Here is a 21,861-nt window from a genome sequence, read left to right on the forward strand (position 1 = left end):
ATACACACGCACTATACCCATCATCGATCAAGGTGCAGGAGTGTGGCTGCCTTCTTTCTCCCTGGTGACTTAGTGAACTAAGCTGCCAGGGATTCGTTCAGTTGCCGCCTACCTGCATCTCAAATGCTATAGGGTATGTCGAATCCCCAATACGGGGGAAAAACAGGCCGCTATAAATAACAGAAGGGAAGGGGGATGGCAATTATTCCTGTCACCTGCTTGACAAGGGTGTGAAGGCAGGCGTATTTGCGACGCAATATCCAGCGATCAATTGATGACTACCTGGAACTGCTAATCGATAAAAAACGGTAATTTCCCGCAGAGAGAGATACCGTCAGGTGATAATGTCGCCCCGTAACAAATCACTTCCACTCCTGACTGCCGAACCTGCGCTAGTAGTGCCGCATAACGTGCATCTATGTGATGTGCCGGAGCGACCTGATCGATACCCGTGTGCAACACGGCAAAGAACAATACCGCCCGCTGGCCGTTTTCAACCACGCTTTGCAACTCCCGTAAATGCTTCTGCCCTCTCAGCGTTACGGCATCAGGGAAGTAACCACGTTGATGTTGCAATAGTGTGACTGATTTCACTTCAATATAGCAGTTAACCCGGTTTTCTGCCTGTAATAACAAATCGATACGGCTATTTTCGCTACCGTATTTAACTTCGCTGCTGATTTTACTGTAACCGGATAATTCATTGATTATATTCTGTTCGATCGCCTCGCGTACCAAGGTATTGGCCCGCAGGGTATTCACACAGATCCAGTCTCCTTGTTGAGTCTGCGTGAGCTCCCAACTGTGGGCATATTTGCGCTTGGCGTTGTCCGATGTGGAATACCAGATAGTGTCACCCGGCGTGGCGCAGCCGGTCATGGCCCCGGTATTGGCGCAGTGCAGGGTAAAGGTTTCGCCCTCGGGAGTGATGGCATCGGCCAGAAAACGCTTGTAGCGCTTAATCAGCGTGGCGGGCTTCAGGGGCGGTGTGAAGATCATGGATTATCCTGGTTATTAAGCGGCCACTGCGCCAACTGATGATAGCGGGTGCGGCCATGCTCAACGGCTGACTGGTACAAAGAAAAATGGTCAGCGCTGAAGTTCCAACCCGGCGTGGCTAGCGGAATGGCAACCGGCTGGGTCGCGGCACGCAATAAGGTGATATGCGGGTGAAATGGCAGCGGGCTTTGATAGCAGCCGCTGCGTGCCGCCTGCGAGCGTAATAACTCTGCCAATTGCAGCAGTGCGCGTGGCGCACGCTTGGTGCCGAGCCACACCACGCCGGGGCGCGGCCAGTGGCCGAGATCGTCAAGGCAGACGTTAAAGCCGGTTTGCCTGATGCGCCCAGCCAGCGTTTGCAGCGCCCGCTCTTTCTGCGCGCTGACATCGCCGAGAAACGCCAGCGTCAGATGCAGATTGGCGGCGGCAACCGGGCGGCCATCTTCGGGTTGAAAAGCCTCGGCGCGCCAGCGGATCACCTGTTGCTGCAAGGCTTCGGGTAACGACAGGGCAAAAAACAGGCGGCGCGAACTGGACATAAATCCCCGGTAACTAAATGAAACGCTGGCCGTAATGCTACAATGTGCGCCGTCCATTAACTACCCCATGGAGAGTTTTGTGTCTTCACTGCCCGTCAGCGCGGTTCTTGATGAGTTGCTCGCTGCACTGCAATCCGCCCCGCAGGTGCTACTGCATGCCCCAACCGGCGCAGGCAAATCGACCTGGCTGCCGCTCCAGATCCTGGCTAAAGCCGGGCTGCCGGGGCGTATCATTATGCTGGAGCCACGGCGGCTGGCGGCCAAAAACGTTGCCTACCGGTTGGCGCAACAGCTTGGCGAAGAACCCGGCCAGACCGTGGGTTACCGCATGCGTGCCGAAAGCAAAAGCGGGCCGCATACCCGATTGGAAGTGGTGACCGAAGGCATTCTCACCCGCATGTTGCAGCAGGATGCTGAGCTGCAAGGTGTTTCGCTGATCATTCTCGATGAATTCCATGAACGCAGCCTGCAAGCCGATCTGGCGCTGGCGCTGCTGCTCGATGTGCAGCAGGGGCTGCGTGACGATCTGAAATTGCTGATCATGTCGGCAACGCTGGATAACGCGCGCCTGTCGCAACTGCTGCCGGAGGCACCGGTGGTGATGTCTGAAGGGCGCAGCTACCCGGTCGAACGGCAGTATCAACCGCTAGCCAGCCATCAACGGTTGGAAGATGGCGTAGCCACGGCGGTGAAACGTTTGTTGGCCGAACAGCCCGGCTCGCTGCTGCTGTTCCTGCCCGGCGTCGTGGAGATCAACCGCGTGCTGGAGCGGCTCACCGGGGAGGTGGCAGCCGATACCGATCTTTGCCCGTTGTACGGCGCATTGCCGCTGGCACAGCAGCAAAAAGCGATCCAACCGGCAGTTGGCGGGCGACGTAAAGTGGTGCTGGCAACCAATATTGCTGAAACCAGCCTGACGATCGAAGGCATCCGGCTGGTGGTCGACAGCGGCCTGGAGCGTGTGGCGCGTTGTGACGTGCGTAACGGCCTGACCCGGCTGGTGACGCAGCGCATCAGCCAGGCGTCGATGATCCAGCGCGCCGGGCGTGCCGGGCGCTTGGAGCCGGGCATCTGTTGGCACCTGTTTGCCAAAGAACAGGCAGAACGCGCAGCGGAGCACGCGCAACCAGAGATACTGCAAAGCGATCTCGCCAGCTTTTGGCTCGAATTGTTGCAGTGGGGCTGCGTGGATGCCGAACAACTGACCTGGCTCGATCGACCACCCGCTGTAGCGCTGGCGGCGGCCCGCCGTTTGCTGCAAACCCTTGGTGCCATCGACGACGCCGAAAAGTTAACCAGCAAAGGCCGTCAGATGGCCGGGCTGGGCTGTGAACCACGCTTGGCTGCAATGCTGTGCGCCGGTGCTGCCTTGGGTGCCGATGGTTTAGCCACGGCGGCGATGTTGGCAGCGCTGCTGGAAGAGCCACCGCGCAGTGGGCAGATGGACATCAGCTATTGGCTGAGCCGCCCGCAGCCGCACTGGCAACGCCGTGCTACCCAACTTAGTAAGCGCTTACCACAAAAAGCGGGGCAGATTGATGCCGATCTGGCGGCTCCACTGTTAGCGCAGGCGTTTGCCGATCGTATTGCTCAGCGGCGCGGGCAGGATGGTCGCTATCTGCTGGCTAATGGGATGGGGGCTGCGATGGATCAGGACGAAGCGCTATCAAGAACCCCTTGGTTGATTATCCCCAGCCTGTTGCAGGGCCATAACAGCCCGGATGCCCGTATCCTGTTGGCGTTGCCGGTGGATATTGACGCGCTGGTGGTTCAGTTGCCCGCGCTAGTCAACAGCCAGACGGCGGTGGAGTGGGATGAAGAGAAAGGCTCGTTGCGCGCCTGGAAGCGCCAGCAGATTGGCCGCTTGACGCTGCGTGCTCAACCCTTGGCGAAACCGGCCGATGAGGAGCTGCAACAGGCGCTGATTAACTGGGTGCGGGCGCAGGGTTTAGCCGTGCTGAACTGGAGCCTGGCCGCCGAGCAGTTGCGGCTGCGCCTGCAATGCGCACAGCGTTGGCTGCCAGAGGCCGCATGGCCTGCGGTGGATGATCAATCCTTGCTTGATACGCTGGAAACCTGGCTGTTGCCCTCGCTGAATGGCGTGCGCGATCTGCGCGGGCTGAAGCAGGTCAATATCGCCGAAGCGCTGGGTCGCCTGCTGAATTGGCAGCAGAAACAGCGGTTGGATCAGGCGTTACCCACGCATTACACCGTGCCGACCGGCAGCCGCCTGCCGATCCGCTATGATGCCGACAACCCCCCCGCTCTGGCGGTGCGTTTACAGGAGATGTTTGGTGAACAGCGCAGCCCAATGCTGGCAGAAGGGCGCATCGCGGTGGTGTTGGAGCTACTTTCACCTGCACGTCGGCCGTTGCAGATCACCGGCGATCTGGCGGCTTTCTGGCAAGGAGCCTACCGCGAAGTACAAAAAGAGATGAAAGGGCGCTACCCCAAGCACTCATGGCCTGTTGATCCTCTGGCGACTCCGCCAACTAAAAAATAAGTCGACTTAGGGTTTTTGGAGCGCGTTAACGCCATCAACCCAGGTTGCCTGCCTCTGTTAATGTGCCGTAGCACCCTCTTTGGCGCTAATTAGCCATGTCCCCGCCTGGTCAATAGTGAACTGTTTCTGATAGCGATATTGATCGGTGCGCACTTCTGCCTGGTATTGGCCAGCGGCCAGTTTTAGATAAACGAGGCCGTTTTCGTTCGGCGTAACCTGCTGCGGTTTGCCATTAATGCTAAGTTGTTCATCCGGTTGCAGTTTGAAATACACTACGGCAACCCAGGCTGGTGCGGCAGCTTCAGGCGCTGTAGGTGCTGGCGGTTGTGGCCCAGCAACGGGCGTGTTTGCCGCCGCTATGGGGGCAGTGGACGGTTCACCGCTCAACCAGATGATGACTCCGGCGAGTGACACGGCTGCCACAGCTGCGCCGATCATCAGTGGGCGAAAGCGCTTGCTGCTACGGGGAGGGTAAGCGGTAACCGCCGCCTGCGTTTTGGTTACGGGCATCGGGCTGACTGCGGCAGCTCGGGTGCTGATGATTTCATTCTCGCTGGCGATCGACAGATGCAAGCGTTCCGCCATGTCACCGATGGTTTGCGGCCGATCTTCGGGCTTTAACAGCAATGCCCGATCGATCGCATCCAGCAGATCTAACGAGTACCCTTGCGGACGACGCTCGGTCAGCGGTTGGTAGTGATCCTCGATGCTGCGCACCACGCTGACGGGAGGGGGCGCATCCACGATCAACGTATGCAGAACAGCACCGAGAGCATAAATATCGGACCACGGCCCTTGTTCACCATCGCTATTTTCAGTGTATTGCTCAATCGGGGCAAAACCGGGTTTGAGCATGATCTCGGTTTGATCAGACAGGTTACCGATCTCTTTGCGGGCAGAACCAAAATCCAGCAACACCGGTAACTGATTTTCCTGGATCTGGATATTGTCGAGCGAGATATCGCAGTGCAGATAACCTTCCTGGTGGATCGCGTCGATCGCACTGAGCAAGCCGGGCAGCAAATTGCGGATCCAGGTTTCGTTGATCTTTTCTGGGTACTGAGCCTTGAATTTTTTCAGCGTGGTGCCGGTATAAAACTGCGTCCCGATATAGGCGGTACCATTGGCTTCCCAGAAGCGCAGGACGTGGAGCAGGGCCGGGTGTGAAAACCGCGCGAGCAGGCGGGCTTCCTGAATAAAGCTGTTCAACCCGGCTTGAAACGTGTTGCTAAAGCGCTCACTGCGCAGGCTGAGCGTAAGATCTTCATTGCGTGTAACCAACGTGGAGGGAATGTACTCCTTGATGGCGACAATGCGTTCTAGCTGGTGATCGTAGGCTCGATACACAATGCCAAAACCGCCTTCACCAATGACCTCCTTGATCTCAAACTCATTAAAACGATAACCGATGGGCAAGCTGTTTGAATTGGCTTTTATTGTTTCGTGTCCTGACATAATAACGATTCTCTGTAATCAAGGCTGGCCGATGTGATGCCTGAAATGGGCAGTTAACCCTGCGGTTCTGCATTGAAATATCAATGCGCATCATCCTTAACGGACAGATAACTGCCGCTGGCAGGATCGGCACGCTCAATGGCCAAGGTTTCCACCAGACGGAACGTGAGAGGCATTCCCGGTACGGTGATCAAGGGCCGCCAACTCTCGCGGGCGTGGGCGATTTTCTGGTCGACTTCCGCCTGGTTGGCCGCTTGCGCGCGCGGCATTTCAATAATCACTTCCCCCTGAAATGCCCAGGCGTGTAGCTGCGGGTTAAAGGGCAACACCAGAGAACTGTCTGAGGCTCTCAGGATCAGGCGTTGGGCATTCGCACTGACCACATTCAACGGGCGATTATCAGGGGCGAGCTTGAGTAGCGGATACCCTTGATAAAAGGCGATGTTGTACGTTTGGGGAATGCCTTCCTGCTGAATAATTATCGTGCCAAGGCCATTCAAGAAGCTGTTGCTATCGCAATGCAGTGCATCCGTGCTGGGCAGTGAGATTGTGCTATCACTGGTGTCGCCGTTCCAAGAGGTACGGAACTGGCAGCCTGATGGCAGCTCAAAAGATGAAATCGTGTCTTGGGCGGCTAAAGGCGACGTCACCGCAACCGCCGCGGGAATAGCGGCGGTTGCCTTGGGCGGTTGGATTATCGGTTGCCAGCGTTGGCTTTTTTTCGCGCTGCCCGAGGCGATCTCATTGCCCTGTGTGTCGGTCAGCAGCCAGGGGAGTTGTGTCACCTTGGGGCACTGTTTTTCTAATAGCATACCCACCCGCGGCAGAAAATCGGTCAGCACCTGTGCATCGCTCTGCTGCGCTGAAGTAATGCGCAGCGGGATGCTGCTGGCGCACCAGCTTGCGGGGGCGCTGTTTTTGACATTATCGATAAACACTTCAAGTTTCAGGCTTGGCGAGTGTACCAACTGATAATTTGCCGCCTGTGCTGCCGGGATCATCAGCAGAGCGAGCATCCTGGGTATCCAATATTTCATAGTCGGCCTTGGACGTGGTTCGAATTAATTGTGGGAAAGAAAACGTTCAGCATCAGCAAGCGAGTGCAACAAGGTGGTTTCTTGCGGCGAGCCAATCCAGACGGCGATCGCGCTGTAGTTATCAGCGTTGGCACCCTGGCCATTGTTATCCCAGGCTTGTTGCAGCAGAGAGAGCCATTCGCCGGGAGAGTTCACCATATGCAGCGCCTGTTCCAGCTCATGGTGGGTAAAGTTGTGCCAGAAACCGTCGGTGCACAGCAGGAAAACGTCGCCGTCCTCCAGTTGTAGCACATCGCCATAGCTGGCATCGCGATCCTCATTGAGCCCTAAGGCGAAATACAGGAGATTGCCGTTGATCCCGCTGGTTTGATAACCCGCATCGGCCATTTGTTGCACCAGACTGTGATCGCGAGTGACGGCATGCAAATAGCCACGGCGAAACAGATACAGGCGGCTATCGCCTGCGTGCGCCCAGTAGGCGAGCTGGTAGTCACGATCGACAAACAGGCTCACCAGCGTGGTTCCCATCTTGCTGTACTGTGCGGATTGCTGCTGTTGCCGCTGAATGGCCTGGTTGGCCTGCGAAATATGCTGGCGGATGCTTTGGGCATCCATGTGCTTTTCGCCATCAAAATGGCGCAGGATGGTATCTCGCGCCACTTTGGCCGCAATCTCTCCCCCTGGCAGACCGGCAATGCCATCACAAACCACAAAACAGGCGGAGCGGTTACCGATCACCTCACCGATCTGATCCTGATTGGTCATGCGTTGCCCCTGATTGGAGGTGGAGGCGATGGTGATATTCATTGGGCCTCCGGTTTAGTCTGTGAATCTTTGTATTGGTTGGCTTCGACGGCATAGGCATGCAGGAAGGCTTCACCAAACAGCGTATGGAAATCATCTTCAAGCTCACCGGAAGTTTTGCGGTAGCTTTTAACGAAGTAATCCCACAGCGCGGCCTTGCGGCTGGAAGGTAATGCCAGCCGTGGGACCATACCTTCCTGGCGTGCGGCCTCTTCCAGCAGTTCGGGATTAAAGGATTGCAACATGGCGGCGATAATGGCCCGAATACCGGCGATCATGCCGAGTTGATGAGCCTGCAAGTCGATCAGCGCATCACGCACCGACGGTTCAGGTGGGATAAAACCCGGCATTTTGCTGCCAAACATTTGCATTAGCACGGTTTTACCCGAAGGCAACAGTTTGAAAGGGTTGTTGGCTTCATCGAGGATCATGGTCATTTCTGCTTTTACGCCGCGTTTGAGGATCGAGCGGGAAGAGAGTAATGCCACCGTGCCCTGTGAAAACAGGCTCAACAGACGGCCCACCTGGTGTAGTTGTTGCTCGTCAAAATGCGGCGGTGGTTGCAGGTCATACAGACCGAGCCCTTGCAGTAAGGCTTTCAGCAATGGCCCTTCCAGCGTTTCGCCGTTAGAGGCGGCAAGGCTTGGCGGTGGTTCCATTGAGTCGGTAATAGGATCGATCCCTAAACGGTTTCCTGGGCGGCTCCTCGGTTTTGCCGGTGCAGTCTGTACCTGAGCCCTTGGCGGTTCGGGCCGGGTGGTGGCCGCCTGCATCGGGGCTTCCGACGTGAGAGATAATGGGGTTTCTGCCGCTGATACGGCACCGCTGAGCAGCAGGCCGAGCGGATCGTCACCGCTGTGGCGATCCGGCACCGCTGAAGAGGATGAGGTGCCAAACAGAGCCAAAGGATCCAACTCTTGCGCATTGGCGTGATTTTCCATTGAGCAAACGGGGTCAGGCAAATGGCCCTCTGCCAGTAAAGTGCTTGGCGTGGTATCAGCCAGAATATGCACTTGGTCAAAAGGGGTATCAGCGTTGAATAACGTGGCCGGATCGATCTGTCTGGTCTGCAAATGTTGTAGGTCGATATTGCCGGTCAACTGTTCCAGCGGGTCGTTAGGGTTCAGCTCGACGCGCGGTTCTGCCAGTAACGGATGATGATTTTCGTGGTAACTGGCCGGTGTCGGAGAAGTCTCTCCTGGGGGGAATTCCTGTATCAGGCTATCCCAGATCTCATTGGGCACCGACACCGTGTTGGGTGTAACCACCGGCTCAATATTGACGCTGTTGGCCGTGGTGGGTGCTGGCACCGACGGTTGCTGTAGGCTGCTGACCTGAATCTGATAATCATCGATCCCCAGAATGTCACCGTCCTGCAATTCAACCTGGCGGCCACGCTCTAGCGGAATATTATTGAGCTGTACGTTGGTGACATTGCCACGGTTGGTAATCCGGCATCCACCATCAACCGAAATATGTACGATGGCCTGTAGGCGAGATATGGCCCGCTCTTCGTCTGGCAACACCAGATTATTATCCACGCTGCGGCCTATGGTTCCGCCTGGCGGCAGGAAATCACAGCTACTTTGTGGAGGGATCTGACCATTTTTGTTTTTTACAATAACAAATCGCATAAGTCATTCCTGCTGATTAAGGCGCATACCCAAAATATGTGATACAGGTAGGCGGCAACGGGATTACCTTTGAAAAATGAATTTAATCAAATAGTTGTGGATACTGGCCGCCACGACCAGCGCTTGAGCCACTCTCGGGATTAAACAGTAACGAGAACAGTTGCACGGTAAGGTTGCCACTGTGTGCATGGGGCGAGAATAGGCGAGCATCGGCTTGATGGGGCCACCAAAAGCTGATGTACTGCGCGGGCTCAAAACCATCAGCAGCCTGTTGCCATACCCGCCTGCCCTCTGGCTGATGGGGTAAACCGATAATCGAGAGAATCTCAGACTCCCCGGTGATAGCGGGAATCGGCAGCTCTGGCAGAGCGAGCAGCGCCTGATCAATTTGCTCGGCGGAGCGACCGTGACGCACGCCGTTCAAGAGCGTCTGGCCGAGTTGGTGATACCACTGGGCGGCGGTGAGCAACTGTTGTTGGTGCCAGTCATTCAGGTTCCACAGGCGCATCGCACAAACGGGGTAATAACGGCCAACGCGGTCACGGGCGGGGAGCAGGCAGCCCATCTGTACATACTGGTTGCCCAGCGGGGCGGGTATGACAAAGTTCCAGATCGGAGCCTGCTCGAAGGGATGTGTGCTGTTGCCAGGCCATTCCTGTTGCAGATTCAGTAAGCCGCTGTGAAACCAATCGGCCCAGCGGTTAACGACCGCCTGGGGCAGACGGCGCTGGAGAAAATCTCCTTCAGCGGGCACTTTGCCATACCAGCCAATCTGCGTCGTTAGGTTTGGGTTGTGAACCATTATCATCACCTCTCGGGCTACGGGCAGGAAAATGCAGGTAGCTGGAAAGGATTGCGAATGCTGTTGGGGGTAAACTCCAACGTCACACTTTGCCCATCCAGATTAAAGGTTGCCTGTCGGCTCAGCGTGCTGCTGCTAGCAGACAATTTTGCCCGATCGACCAGGCGGTTAAGCGCCCATGGCCCTGTGGTCACCATGCTGGCGGTGGTGCCGTTGGCCAAGGACAGTTGCAAATGCACCTGATTGGTATTGCGGGTGCCCGGCCAACTCACCACCAGCGGGACTTGCGGGCCGTGACTGTATTTGAACAGTTGGCCGTCGATGTCCAGCGTCAGGTTTTGGATCGCGCTATCCATGCGCACCGGCCGTATGGTGACGCGGTAAGAGGGTACGGCAGTGCCGTTGGCAAAGAAGGCATCCCGAATGCGTTGTGCCTGCTGGAATGAGGGTAGAATGCCCTCTCCTCCGGGCAGGGTTTTGCCATCGACGCCCGGCGTAAAGCGCCAGCTAGGGTGAGTGGTGTCGACTTTACCTTGCAGGTTATCGCGAAAAAAACTGTCCATCAGGCCGGTATTGGGGGCAAACATCCGCGCTAAATCGTCCGGCGTCACATCCTGCTGTGCGCGGGGGTTAAGCGGATAACGGCCCGCAATCGCCTGGCGGCAGAAGCTGCCAACCTCAACGCTGATGCGTTTTTTGATATTCTCCATCTCTTTGCTTTGAGTATCGCTGCTGGCGCCAATCGCCAGCGACAGCAGCATTTGTTTGAACGGGATAGGCAAGCGCCCTGATTCTGCCTGTAAACGTGGAATAATATCGCTGGGAGGGACGGCCATACCGCTGTTGGCCGCGCCCTGAACGGCAGTCAGGTAATTGTAGAGATCATCAACCTGCTTGAGTACGGCATCAAACGGGATGGTTTTACCGTCTTCTCCCTGACTTTGCGCCAGCTCCAGCAGCGGCGCAAAGTGTGCCATAACCACCTGTTCCGGCTGCGTGGACACATCTCCATCAGCAGTGACCGGGCGCGTGGCAAAGAGTGTTTCCAGCGTGTGGTTGGCCCCCTGATTCAGCTTGTCTTCGGCTTTTCCTAGCAACGAGCGCCGATCGGCGTCACTTTTCTCGTCACGCAGGGTGATGTATTGCCTTAGGTTCACCAACAGGTTGCGCATAGGGGAAGGGTTGCCAGAAAGCAAACGAGCGCTGCTGATGCGCTGGCTTAGCTCACTGATATTCGCCAGTTGTATGTCTGCCAGCAGTGCATCCCAAACGGCGATAAAATCCTGCATATAGAGCTGGCGCACCGTTTTCGTCAGGTCGGCACTTTTTTGTTCCGACGCCGTGCGGGCATTCAGCACCCAGCTATCTTCCTGATGCAGCGTTTCGGTGACCTGGCTGATATTGCTATCAAACGCTTTCCAATAGCCTTGCGAGGTAAAAAGCCCGGGTATGCTGTCGGTCACGGGTTTGCCACTTTTGCGCGAAAAAGCCAACTCTGCCTGTGGCCCCGCTAAATCCACCAGGCTGACCGGTTTGATCTCGCTTTGCTGTAACAGTAAACGCTTCAGGCGGCTATAGACCCGCTGGGGGAGAGACGAACGCCCGAGGGTGGATTGCGTCTGTGTCACGAGTGATTCATCTTTGGCATAAGGCGAGGACTGGATTTGATCGTCAAGCAATTGGGCTAAATGCCACTCTAACCGCTGTAACTGTTGTTGAGTGACACCCTGGCGCAGATGGCGGCGCAGGTTAAGCATCACCCAGGCACGCAGAAATTTCCCATCATATTGTTTGGGCAGATAGAGCATCTGATACGCCTTTAACGCTTCGTAGCTGAAATCCGCATCGCTGTGATCATCCTGGCGCAGCGTCAGGGTAATCTGCTGCGCTACCTGTGGCAGCAGCAGCTCTTTCAGCGCCTTTTGGTAGAGCGCATTGCTGGCATAGCTGAGCTGTTCGCCCCGGTACAATCCCATACGGTAAGAGAAGGGAGGGTCTTGCAATGAAAAGTGCGGCCTTTCGGGTAAATTCAGAATGCCGTTAAGGAACGGGATCAGGGGCAACATATCGCCAAAATCCAGCTGAGCCAGCCCTTGCCCTTGACGCTCCAACTGCGGCACTTTAGCCGCTATTTCTGTCAGGTACTCTTTGTTGTTGCCGTAGCTGATAAACCAGCCGCTTGCCAGAATGACCAGCAGGCCCACCAGAGAGAGATAACCAGCCCAGTGCCAGGCACGGTTACGGTATTCCCACCAGCGGTTGCTCCCCGCCAGGCCCGCTTCCTGAAAGATCACCGTTTCCAGCATATCCTTCAGGAAAAAACTTTGGCCTTTGGCCGCGGGGATCGGCGCTTCATGACTGAGGCTGTTCCAATGGGAGTGCGCCGCTTCTGCTGATGGAGCGGTGGACAGTTGTAAATAGCGATTCAATTCACCCATCACGCGGTCAAAGGGCAAGCCCTCTTGGGTGCCGCTGGTGAAATAGATACCACGGGGAGTGAAACAGGTTTCAAAGTTGGAGTGGGTGAAAACCCGCTCCAGATAGTGGTGCAGCAAGGGGCGTAAAGCCGCAAATTCCTGCGGGAACAGGTAACACCCGGCGCGTTGTCGGACATCGTGTTCGAGTAGGATTGTCTCCGGCAGTGCCGCATTCAGCCGTTGCTGTAACAGGGCATATTGTGATTCGAAAGCCTGATTGAGGTCAAAATCAGCCTGGCGGGATTGCTCGTAAGGGAAGGTAAATCCCCAGATTTGCTCGCGCTGTGCTTTATCGAACTGGCTGAAATAAGCCATGAAGCCGTGCAGTAAATCGGTTTTGGTGACCATCACATATACTGGAAAGCGAATCCCTAACTGCTGATTCAGCTCAAGCAGCCTTTTGCGTAGGGCATCGGCCTGCTTGGCGAGCGCTTCACGGCTTTCGCTCAGCAAATCGGCCACGCTGATGGTGATGATCACCCCGTTGATCGGTTGACGGGCACGGTATTTTTTTAACAGTTCGACGAAGTTTCTCCACTCTTCGGCGTCCTCTAGACGCTGGCTCTCCTGCGTGGTGTAGCGCCCGGCGGTATCCAGCAAGATCGCCTCATTGGTAAACCACCAGTCGCAGTTACGTGTGCCCCCGACGCCGCGCAGGGCGGATTGCCCAAAGCTCTCCGCCAGTGGAAAGTGCAGCCCTGAGTTACTTAGCGCGGTGGTCTTCCCGGCACCGGGAGCCCCGATGATGACATACCAGGGTAATTGATAGAGATACTGGTGATTAAAGCGGTTCAGCCAAGGGTGCTTGCCCCCTTGGCCTGGGGCGAAGCGGGCTTTTTTTAGCAGTTGCACCGCTTCATCAAACCGCTGTGACAGCAGGGGATCCTGCTGAAGCGCGGCTTTGGCCTGCCCCTTGGGGCGTTCCTGGGTAGCTCGTAGGTTGCTCAACAGTTTGCTGTTGAACCAGAGGCTGTAAATACGTGGAATGATGCGTAGTAAAGCCCAGAGCAGATAAATAATGCCGATCGCGATCTGCCGGTTCAATTCTGGTTCGAGAGGGCGATAGTCGCCGATGGCGAGCAGTGGGCCTATCACCCAGATGATAAAAGCCAACGCGGTAATGCCTATCGCCCCCCAGAGCAGGCGACTGGTGATTATGGAGAATAACGTCCTGAACATTACTGTCCGTTCCCTTGCTGCGATCGGTTGAGTTCTGCCTGTGTGTTTCCTGGTGCAACCAACAGGGTGATTTCCACCCGGCGGTTTAAGGCCCGATGCTCTTCACTGTTATTTTCCGCGACCGGATTGCTTTCGCCGCGGCCTTCCGTTTTGACCCGCAGCGGATCATCCAGATGTTGTTGCAGTTGTGCGGTGACGGAGGCGGCACGCGCCAGCGAAAGCTCCCAGTTAGAGGCGAAGCGGGTACTGCGGATGGGAATGTTATCGCTGTATCCCGTCACCAGGATTTTGCCGCTGACGCCATTCATGGCGCTGGCGATCCGATCGATGACCGGAATATACGCCGAACGTACCGTGGTCGCCGCCGAGTCGAACAGCCCATCGCCTTTGAGGATCACCACGCTCTGTTGCGCTTCATCACGCACCGCGACCAAACCTTCGGCAATCTCCTGGTGCAGAAGACCTTGCAGATCCAGCATCGGCGGTGGCGTGGGGGCCGGATTGCTGATGGTCATTGGCGGCAGATTGGCCTGATAAATGGAGGCCAGCACGGGAGAGGTTGCTTCGCCGAGGCGCCAGTTGAGAACAATAAACAGCAGTGAGGCAATAAACCCCGTCAGCGCGGCACAGGCCCAGAGTGGCACCAAGGGGCGCCAGTGTTTTTGCAATACGGGGAGATCCCGCGCATTGGGCGAGAGTGCGGTGGCATAGCTGCCCCGCACCGAACGTATCATCTGTAACAGACGCTGCTTGATGGTTTCTAACTGGGAGCGGCCGTTTTCGATGACCCGATAACGGCCTTCGAAACCCAGCAGCAGGCAGTAGTTGATCAGTTCCAGCAGTTGAATATGTTCGCGTGGGTTCTGCGAAAGCTTTGCCAACAGTTGGAAAAACTTTTCGCCGCCCCAGGTTTCATTATGGAAAGTCACCAGCAAGCCACTGCCGGACCAAACGCTGTTACTGCCCCAAGGCGTTAAGGCCGCCGCTTCATCCAGCGCCGTACACAGGCAATAACGAGCCCCGATGATCACTTCATAGGCCAGGTTTTCCCTCTTTGCGCGCACCTCGAAGTGGCGTATTTCATCAATCAACTGCTGGCGTAGCTGCGCCGGATCGGCATGGGTTGCCGATTGCCGGATCTGCAAAATCGCGTTCAGCAGTGGGTTAGCGGTGAGGATCAGCGGGTTGTCCCATGGGGTTGCTTGAGTCATAAATTACCGATCCTGACCATGGGGGGTTTGTAAACCGCGAACCGTGGCCACAATATGAGCGGTCAGTTCATCAGGAGATAATTGCCATATTTTGTAGAAGTTGGTTTCGGTGGGCTTGGGCAGCGGCAATGAAAGACGCCAGGTTTTACCGTCCAGCTCGCGGTATTCGGCAATAATGCCGATATAACGGGCATCCAGCGTACTTTGCCCTGCCAGGGTTTTGCCTTTTTGCCCTGGAGCCAGGAAGAATTGATCGCTCTCGATCAGGCTGTTGCCGAGTACGCTTTTCACATCGCCTTGCAGGGTAAAGAAGTCGGTTTCCATAAATTCAGCATCAGAACGTAACAGCAACACGCGGACTTTGACGGGGGCCGAGGATTGACCATCGCCCGCGTTGATCTGCGGATCGGCATCAAAGATCAGGCTATAACGCGATGGCACGCTTTTCGCGGAAGACATACAGCCGCTGAGCATGAATACCGTGAAAATCAACAGCAACTGAGGCCAACCGCGCTGGAAGAGTGGTGATTTGATCATGATGTCTCTCATCATCAGCGGTGGATTACTCAAGGATCCAAGTGGCTGACTTGGTGTCCTGACAGGCTTTGCTGTTCTTATCCAGGGTCACGCAGTTTTCAGCACTCTTTGTGGCACCGGCATGGCGGGTGCGAGGGCGATCTTTACGGATCGTCGCCCGGTATTGGCCTTCAGCAACCCCGGCATTGCCCTGGATATAACCCATCAATTCCCCCCCAGGCTCCTGCGAAATGGCCAGCCATTTATTTTCAACTTCGCCCAAGGCAAAGAAAGGGGTGGCATTTTTCAGCCTGCCGAGCACGTTGCCGTTGTATCCCGGTTCGCTCATGATGCTGGCGCTGTACAGGCTGCGATACTGTTCATTGATCGGTTTGAACTGTGCTGGTGGGGAAATCGCGGCGCGGTGTGTCAATGTCACGCCATCCACCTGATGGCTGACCAAAGCATCAGTAGAGATCGCAGGTTCTGAGCGTTTAGCACAGGCGGTGAGGAGTAGCAGCGAAAGCAGTAGTAGCGAAATCCGTATTTTCACAAGAGCCTCTTGGTATCTTTTGGAGTTGTAATGACTCATTCAATTAATTGCAGGTCGTACTCTTTGCGCTGGCCCGCTGTAATATCGTTTGAAATATCTGGCAATGAGCGGAGTTAACGTTGTCCAGCGAGCATCAGTGAACTAACAGCTTTGGAAATGCCGTTTTTTGATGGTTTTTGGCGTCATTCGCATTCGAAAACCCTGCAAGCGTTATACAACATTAAATAATGTGGGAGTCATAAGTTTGCGTGTGGCGCTGTAGTTGGGATGTTTCCCGTTAATTGTCTAAGATTAATACGGTGCTTATTGAGTTCCCTTACCCTTTAGGCATGGCTACCGCACGGAATCTGCCATGAAAGATTCTGAATGAAATAAAACCATTGTTAATCAATGCTATGAAATGATATTGATAACTCACTTTAAAAGACCTGCCAGCAAAGCATCTGCTCTTCAAAAGTGGACGTGATGCATAAAAACTGGCTGTCATATTACGAATAGTGACGGTTAATAATTTAACGCCATGGTTTAGTTCAGATATTTCTTTATTTTGTTGGCATTTTCACTTAATCCACCATTGTTAATTTGATGTTATTAAAACGCTTGAGTTTAGGTGTGTCAAATACCTTGTAGGGATATTTCCGCGATAAAGCATTCTCTAGGGCTATTAAACTAGCGTTATTAATTGAGTCACCTTGACCTTCCCAGAATTGAATGTAGAACTCCGTGAGTCATGTCTGGTTTTTATTGTTAATATTCCCGCCTTGTCTAAATTTGGGATTATTCTTAACAATTCCGTGGCTAGCTGAATGTGTTTGTAAAAATGAGAATGATTGGCGATACCTTATCACGGCCGTTATTATCCTGGTTGGCAACGGTAGGCGGCATAAAATGTATTTTATTGATTCACAATGTGATTGTGACTTTAGTCGTACGAGTCGGTAGCAAAATCCCTGTTAAGAAGGTCAAGGTTTAGTGCTATTCTGTCACCCTTGTGTGAAGTGGGAAGAGTATCAGTGTGCTTATCGAATAAATGACATATTGCATTGATTTTAATTGAATAATGCCTGATAGGGTTGGTTAGATGAACTGGCCAATACCGCGCCCACCAGGCGCACCAAAAATTACCAGCAAAACAATTCAGATGTTTCTTCTGTTCAGCCTAGAGGCATAAGAACAGATTAAGCGACAAATATCGGCTACCAGTGCCGTAAGCGTGGAGAACGACAGCAATGGCTGGGGATGACCGCGAACCTATTGGGCGCAAAGGGAAACAACCAAAACGTAACGTGCCGCGCAAACCGGTGCGCCGTCGTCGCGATGACGATTATGACGATTACGAAGACGACGAGTATCAGGATGAGTATGACGATGATGAATATGATGACGAAGAGGAACGCATGCCACGTAAGGTAAAAGCGCGTCCTCCACGCAAGAAGCGCCGCTGGCTTGGCCTGCTGATCAAGCTGTTCCTGGTGGTCGCGGTGCTGTTGGCGATCTACGGTGTTTATCTGGATTCCCAGATCCGCAGCCGTATCGATGGCAAGGTCTGGCAGTTACCGGCGGCGGTGTATGGCCGCATGGTCAACCTGGAACCCGGCATGCCTTACAGCAAAAAGGAGATGATCAGTCTGCTGGAAGGGATGCAATATCGCCAGGTGAGCCGGATGACGCGCCCAGGCGAATTCACCGTGCAGGGCAATAGTATTGAGATGCTGCGCCGTCCGTTTGATTTCCCGGATGGTAAAGAAGGCCAGATCCACGCACGGCTTGATTTCCAGAATAATGGTTTGGCAAAAATCGTTAACATGGAAAACCAGCGCAGCTTTGGCTTTTTCCGCCTCGATCCACGCCTGATCACCATGTTGCAGTCGCCAAATGGCGAGCAGCGGCTGTTCGTTCCGCGTGCGGGGTTCCCCGATCTGCTGGTGGATACGCTGCTGGCAACCGAAGATCGCCGTTTCTACGAGCATGATGGCGTCAGCCCTTATTCTATCGGCCGTGCGGTGCTGGCCAACCTGACCGCCGGGCGCGCGGTGCAGGGGGGGAGTACCCTGACCCAGCAGTTGGTGAAGAACCTGTTCCTGACCAACGAGCGTTCATTGGCGCGTAAGCTCAATGAAGCCTATATGGCGCTGTTGATGGATTACCGTTACAGCAAAGACCGCATTCTGGAGCTGTATCTGAACGAGGTGTATCTCGGCCAGAGCGGTAGCGATCAAATTCGCGGTTTCCCATTGGCCAGCCTGTATTACTTCGGCCGCCCGGTAGATGAACTGAGCCTGGATCAGCAGGCGCTGCTGGTGGGTATGGTGAAAGGCGCATCGCTGTATAACCCATGGCGCAACCCGCAACTGGCGCTGGAACGCCGCAATGTGGTGCTCAAGCTGTTGCAGAACCAGGGAGTGATCGACGCTGAGCTGTATAACATGCTGAGTGCGCGCCCGCTGGGCGTGCAGCCGAAGGGCGGGGTGATTTCACCGCAGCCAGCGTTTATGCAACTGGTGCGTCAGGAATTGCAGAACAAGCTGGGTGACAAGGTTAACGATCTTTCCGGCGTGAAGATTTTCACCACGCAGGATCCGGTTTCACAGGATGCGGCTGAAAAGGCCGTGGAGGACGGTATTCCCGCACTGCGTGCCGCGCGTCACCTTGACGACTTGGAAGCGGCGATGGTGATCGTCGATCGCTTTACCGGCGAAGTTCGTGCCATGGTCGGCGGGGCTGACCCGCAGTTTGCCGGTTTTAACCGGGCGCTTCAGGCTCGTCGTCTGGTGGGCTCGCTGGCTAAGCCGCCAACCTATCTGGCGGCGTTGTCAGAGCCGGATAAATATCGCCTTAATACCTGGCTGGCGGATCAGCCATTGTCGATCAAATTGCCGAACGGCAGCCTATGGCAGCCGAACAACTACGATCGTCAGTTCCGTGGCCGGGTGATGCTGGTGGATGCGTTGGCGAACTCGCTCAACGTGCCCACGGTGAATCTGGGTATGTCGGTCGGGTTGGCTCAGATCAGCGCCACCTTGCAGCACTTGGGCATTCCTAAAACGGCGATTACTCCGGTGCCTTCTATGCTATTGGGGGCGATCGGCCTGACGCCGATGGAAGTGGCGCAGGAATATCAGACCATCGCCAGCGGTGGTAACCGTGCGCCGCTGTCGGCTGTGCGCTCGGTGATCGCGGAAGACGGTGCGGTGCTATATCAGAGCTTCCCGCAGGCGGAACGCATGGTACCGGCCCAGGCGGCTTATCTGACGCTGTATGCAATGCAGCAGGGCGTGGCGCGCGGGACTTCCCGTTCGCTGTCGGTGAAGTTCCCGAACTACAATCTGGCGGCGAAAACCGGTACCACCAACGATCTGCGTGACAGCTGGTTTGCCGGTATCGACGGCAAAGAAGTGGCGATTGCCTGGGTCGGGCGCGACAACAACGGCCCGGCCAAGCTGACCGGTGCTAACGGTGCCTTGACCCTGTATCGCCGTTATCTGGAAAACCAGACGCCGTTGCCGCTGATGCTGCAACAGCCGGAAGGGATCAGCCAGATGGGGATCGATTCTGCCGGTAACTTTATCTGTGGCGGCGGCAGTTCACGCACCATTCCGGTCTGGACTGAAGATCCTCAACGGTTATGCCAGGCCAGTCAGGCGGTTGAACAGCAGCAACAGCAACCGTCAGGTGAACAGAAAGATGCCAATGGCGTGGCTGGCTGGATTAATGAGATGTTTGGCCAGTAGTCGTTAAGCTGATTTGTGTTATCAAGCCCGTGACTTTTTGTTGCGGGCTTTTTTCTTGTTTTCACTCATTTTATTTCCATTCGGTTAACGCGGCTATTTTACCGCTTCCTGTGCTTTTTCTGGCTGAAATACGCTTGCAGTTCCCGTTGGCTTGCGCATAAAATGCGGCGCTTATAATAATTATTATCGTTTGCATTCGTCATCAATTCACATCAGAGAAATCAAACATGCCATCGAAGCGCCACGCCACATCATTTGCCAAACTCGGTTTTCGCCCGCTCAGCGGGTTAGCGGTCACCATCGCTACAGCACTGACTCTGCCAGCGCTTGCCGCACAGGCTGATGCCCAGGAAGACACCATCACGGTAGTTGGCGACAGTAATCATGCCCAGCAAGAGAGCGCCTGGGGCCCGGTAGGCACCATTGTGGCGAAGCGCAGCGCGACAGCGACCAAAACCGATACGCCATTGGTGAAAACGCCGCAGTCGATCTCGGTGGTGACACGTGAACATATGGACACCTTGCAGCCGACAACGGTGAAAGAGGCGCTAGGGTTTACGCCGGGTGTGATGATCGGCAGCCGTGGCAGCTCTAACGCCTATGATGCGGTGTATATTCGTGGTTTTGGTTCCGTAAACCAGAATGAGTATTTTAACGGCCTGAAACTGCAAGGGGATTTCTTTAACGAAGCCGCTATCGATCCCTATTTCCTGGAGCGGGTTGAAGTCTTGCGCGGGCCGTCTTCGGTGCTCTATGGCAAGAGCAGCCCTGGTGGCGTGGTGGCATTGGTCAGCAAGCGGCCAACCACGGAGCAACTGCGTGAAATTCAGTTCAAAATGGGCAGCAATAACCTGTTCCAGACCGGTTTCGATTTCAGTAACGCACTGGATGATAACGGCGTTTATTCCTACCGTTTAACCGGTTTGGCCAGCGACGCTGACGATCAGCAGGAAATGGCGAAGCGTAAGCGTTATACCATTGCCCCGGCATTCAGCTGGCGCCCGGACGATCGCACCAACCTGACGATCCTGTCCTATTTCCAGGACGATCCGAACGTGGGTTACTACGGTTGGCTGCCAAAAGAGGGAACGGTAGAAAATGCCCCTTACGGCAAATTACCCACCGATTTTAACGAAGGCGAAGCCAGCAATAAGTTCGCTCGCAAGCAGCAGATGATCGGCTATAGCTTCGATCATGACTTGAACGATACCTTTACCCTGCGCCAGAATCTGCGCTACAGCAAAATCCACTCCGATCAGGACAGTATCTACGGTGTCGGCATTCAGGCCGCTAATCCCAATATGTTGAACCGTTCAGTGAGCATCTCTGATGAGCACCTGAACAGTTTCACCGTGGATACGCAAGGGCAAGCCAAGTTTGCTACCGGCCAGATAGAGCATACGCTGCTGGTGGGGGTCGATTACCTGCGGATGCGCAATGATATCAATGCGTTCTTCGGTTCGGCCAATCCGCTGGACTTGTCTAACCCACAGTTTGGTGACGACAGTAAATTCAACCTTAGCCCGACCAACCGCCTGGATCGCCAAGAGCAAACCGGTATCTATATTCAGGAGCAGGGCGAATGGAACCACTGGATCCTCACTGCCGGTACACGTTATGACTGGGCGAAAACCGCTACTGACGATCGCGCTAATCATAAAGCCACCGAGCAGAACGATACCAAGCTGAGCAGCCGCGTTGGGCTGAACTATCTGTTCGACAACGGTCTTTCTCCGTATATCAGCTACAGCGAATCCTTTGAGCCGCAGGCGGGGGCAACTTACGATAGCGTGCCGTTTGATCCGTCACGCGGTAAGCAGTACGAAACCGGCGTGAAGTATATGCCGAAAGATCGCCCGGTCTCCGCCACGCTGGCGGTGTTTGAACTGACCAAAACCAATAACCTGACGTCAGATCCGGCTCATCTTTACGCGAGCGTACAGGGTGGGGAAATCCGCTCTCGCGGCGTCGAACTGGAAGGGAAAGCGGCTCTGACGGCGAATATTAACCTGTTGGCTTCCTATAGCTATACGGATGCAGAATACACCAAAGACAACAGCTATCAGGGTAACCGCCCGGCGATTATTCCTAAGAATATGGCGTCATTATGGGGCGATTATACCTTCCATGAAACCGCGCTCAGTGGGCTGACGTTAGGGGCCGGTGTACGCTATACCGGTTCTACCTACGGTGATGAAGCCAATACCTTCAAAGTGCCGGATTACACCGTTTGGAATACCGCGATCAAGTACGATCTGGCGCGTTTCAATCTGCCGGGCTCTTCCGTCGCGCTTAACGTCAACAACCTGTTTGACAAAGAGTACGTGGCAAGCTGCTTCGCGACTTATGGCTGCTTCTGGGGTGCAGAACGCCAGGTGGTCGCCACCGCAACCTTCCGTTTCTAACCGCATAAGCGGGGTG

The 21,861-nt window shown here is 55.1% G+C and carries 14 protein-coding genes; 3 read left to right on the forward strand and 11 right to left on the reverse strand.

Going from position 1 to position 21,861, the window contains the following annotated elements:
• Positions 1-291: 291 nt before the first annotated feature.
• Positions 292-999 carry a DNA/RNA nuclease SfsA gene (gene sfsA / locus ACX9GT_RS04935; RefSeq protein ID WP_473190083.1) on the reverse strand — a complete coding sequence of 236 codons (708 nt, stop codon included), beginning with the start codon at positions 997-999 and terminating at the stop codon, positions 292-294.
• Positions 996-1,538, reverse strand: coding sequence for an RNA 2',3'-cyclic phosphodiesterase (gene thpR, locus ACX9GT_RS04940; RefSeq protein ID WP_473190084.1), 543 nt, complete (start codon positions 1,536-1,538; stop codon positions 996-998). The genes sfsA and thpR overlap by 4 nt, the downstream gene beginning before the upstream one ends.
• Positions 1,539-1,605: 67 nt before the next feature.
• Between thpR and hrpB the strand changes: the two genes are divergently transcribed.
• Positions 1,606-4,041 carry an ATP-dependent helicase HrpB gene (gene hrpB / locus ACX9GT_RS04945; RefSeq protein ID WP_473190085.1) on the forward strand — a complete coding sequence of 812 codons (2,436 nt, stop codon included), beginning with the start codon at positions 1,606-1,608 and terminating at the stop codon, positions 4,039-4,041.
• Between the two features lie 57 nt (positions 4,042-4,098).
• On the opposite strand, the gene ACX9GT_RS04950 is transcribed toward hrpB, so the two are convergent.
• The 9 genes from ACX9GT_RS04950 to ACX9GT_RS04990 form a co-directional block, all read right to left on the reverse strand.
• Positions 4,099-5,496, reverse strand: a complete 1,398-nt coding sequence (locus ACX9GT_RS04950; protein WP_473190086.1) for a serine/threonine protein kinase — start codon at positions 5,494-5,496, stop codon at positions 4,099-4,101.
• A gap of 80 nt (positions 5,497-5,576) precedes the next feature.
• Positions 5,577-6,512: a type VI secretion system-associated protein gene (locus ACX9GT_RS04955; protein ID WP_473190087.1), complete on the reverse strand. Its 936-nt coding sequence runs from the start codon at positions 6,510-6,512 to the stop codon at positions 5,577-5,579.
• Between the two features lie 45 nt (positions 6,513-6,557).
• Positions 6,558-7,340, reverse strand: coding sequence for a PP2C family protein-serine/threonine phosphatase (locus tag ACX9GT_RS04960; protein WP_473190088.1), 783 nt, complete (start codon positions 7,338-7,340; stop codon positions 6,558-6,560).
• The gene (tagH, locus tag ACX9GT_RS04965) at positions 7,337-8,971 is read right to left on the reverse strand and encodes a type VI secretion system-associated FHA domain protein TagH (protein WP_473190089.1); all 1,635 of its coding nucleotides are present in this window, start codon (positions 8,969-8,971) and stop codon (positions 7,337-7,339) included. The genes ACX9GT_RS04960 and tagH overlap by 4 nt, the downstream gene beginning before the upstream one ends.
• Before the next feature lie 82 nt (positions 8,972-9,053).
• Complete coding sequence (gene tagF, locus ACX9GT_RS04970; protein WP_473190090.1) at positions 9,054-9,773, reverse strand: type VI secretion system-associated protein TagF; 720 nt, start codon at positions 9,771-9,773, stop codon at positions 9,054-9,056.
• 17 nt (positions 9,774-9,790) lie between these two features.
• Positions 9,791-13,429, reverse strand: coding sequence for a type VI secretion system membrane subunit TssM (tssM, locus tag ACX9GT_RS04975; protein ID WP_473190091.1), 3,639 nt, complete (start codon positions 13,427-13,429; stop codon positions 9,791-9,793).
• On the reverse strand, positions 13,429-14,640 hold the full coding sequence (locus ACX9GT_RS04980; RefSeq protein WP_473190092.1) for a DotU family type VI secretion system protein: 1,212 nt from the start codon (positions 14,638-14,640) through the stop codon (positions 13,429-13,431). The genes tssM and ACX9GT_RS04980 overlap by 1 nt, the downstream gene beginning before the upstream one ends.
• Positions 14,641-14,643: 3 nt before the next feature.
• Positions 14,644-15,114 carry a type VI secretion system lipoprotein TssJ gene (tssJ, locus tag ACX9GT_RS04985; protein WP_473191511.1) on the reverse strand — a complete coding sequence of 157 codons (471 nt, stop codon included), beginning with the start codon at positions 15,112-15,114 and terminating at the stop codon, positions 14,644-14,646.
• Positions 15,115-15,202: 88 nt separating this feature from the next.
• The gene (locus ACX9GT_RS04990) at positions 15,203-15,709 is read right to left on the reverse strand and encodes a type VI secretion system accessory protein TagV (RefSeq protein WP_473190093.1); all 507 of its coding nucleotides are present in this window, start codon (positions 15,707-15,709) and stop codon (positions 15,203-15,205) included.
• Between the two features lie 1,229 nt (positions 15,710-16,938).
• Between ACX9GT_RS04990 and mrcB the strand changes: the two genes are divergently transcribed.
• Together mrcB and fhuA are read left to right on the forward strand one after the other, a co-directional pair.
• Positions 16,939-19,440 (forward strand): bifunctional glycosyl transferase/transpeptidase, encoded by a 2,502-nt coding sequence (mrcB, locus tag ACX9GT_RS04995; protein ID WP_473190094.1) that lies wholly within the window; start codon positions 16,939-16,941, stop codon positions 19,438-19,440.
• A gap of 227 nt (positions 19,441-19,667) precedes the next feature.
• Positions 19,668-21,845, forward strand: a complete 2,178-nt coding sequence (fhuA, locus tag ACX9GT_RS05000; protein ID WP_473190095.1) for a ferrichrome porin FhuA — start codon at positions 19,668-19,670, stop codon at positions 21,843-21,845.
• Positions 21,846-21,861: the final 16 nt, after the last annotated feature.

The organism is Serratia sp. YWN4, from assembly GCF_055790845.1.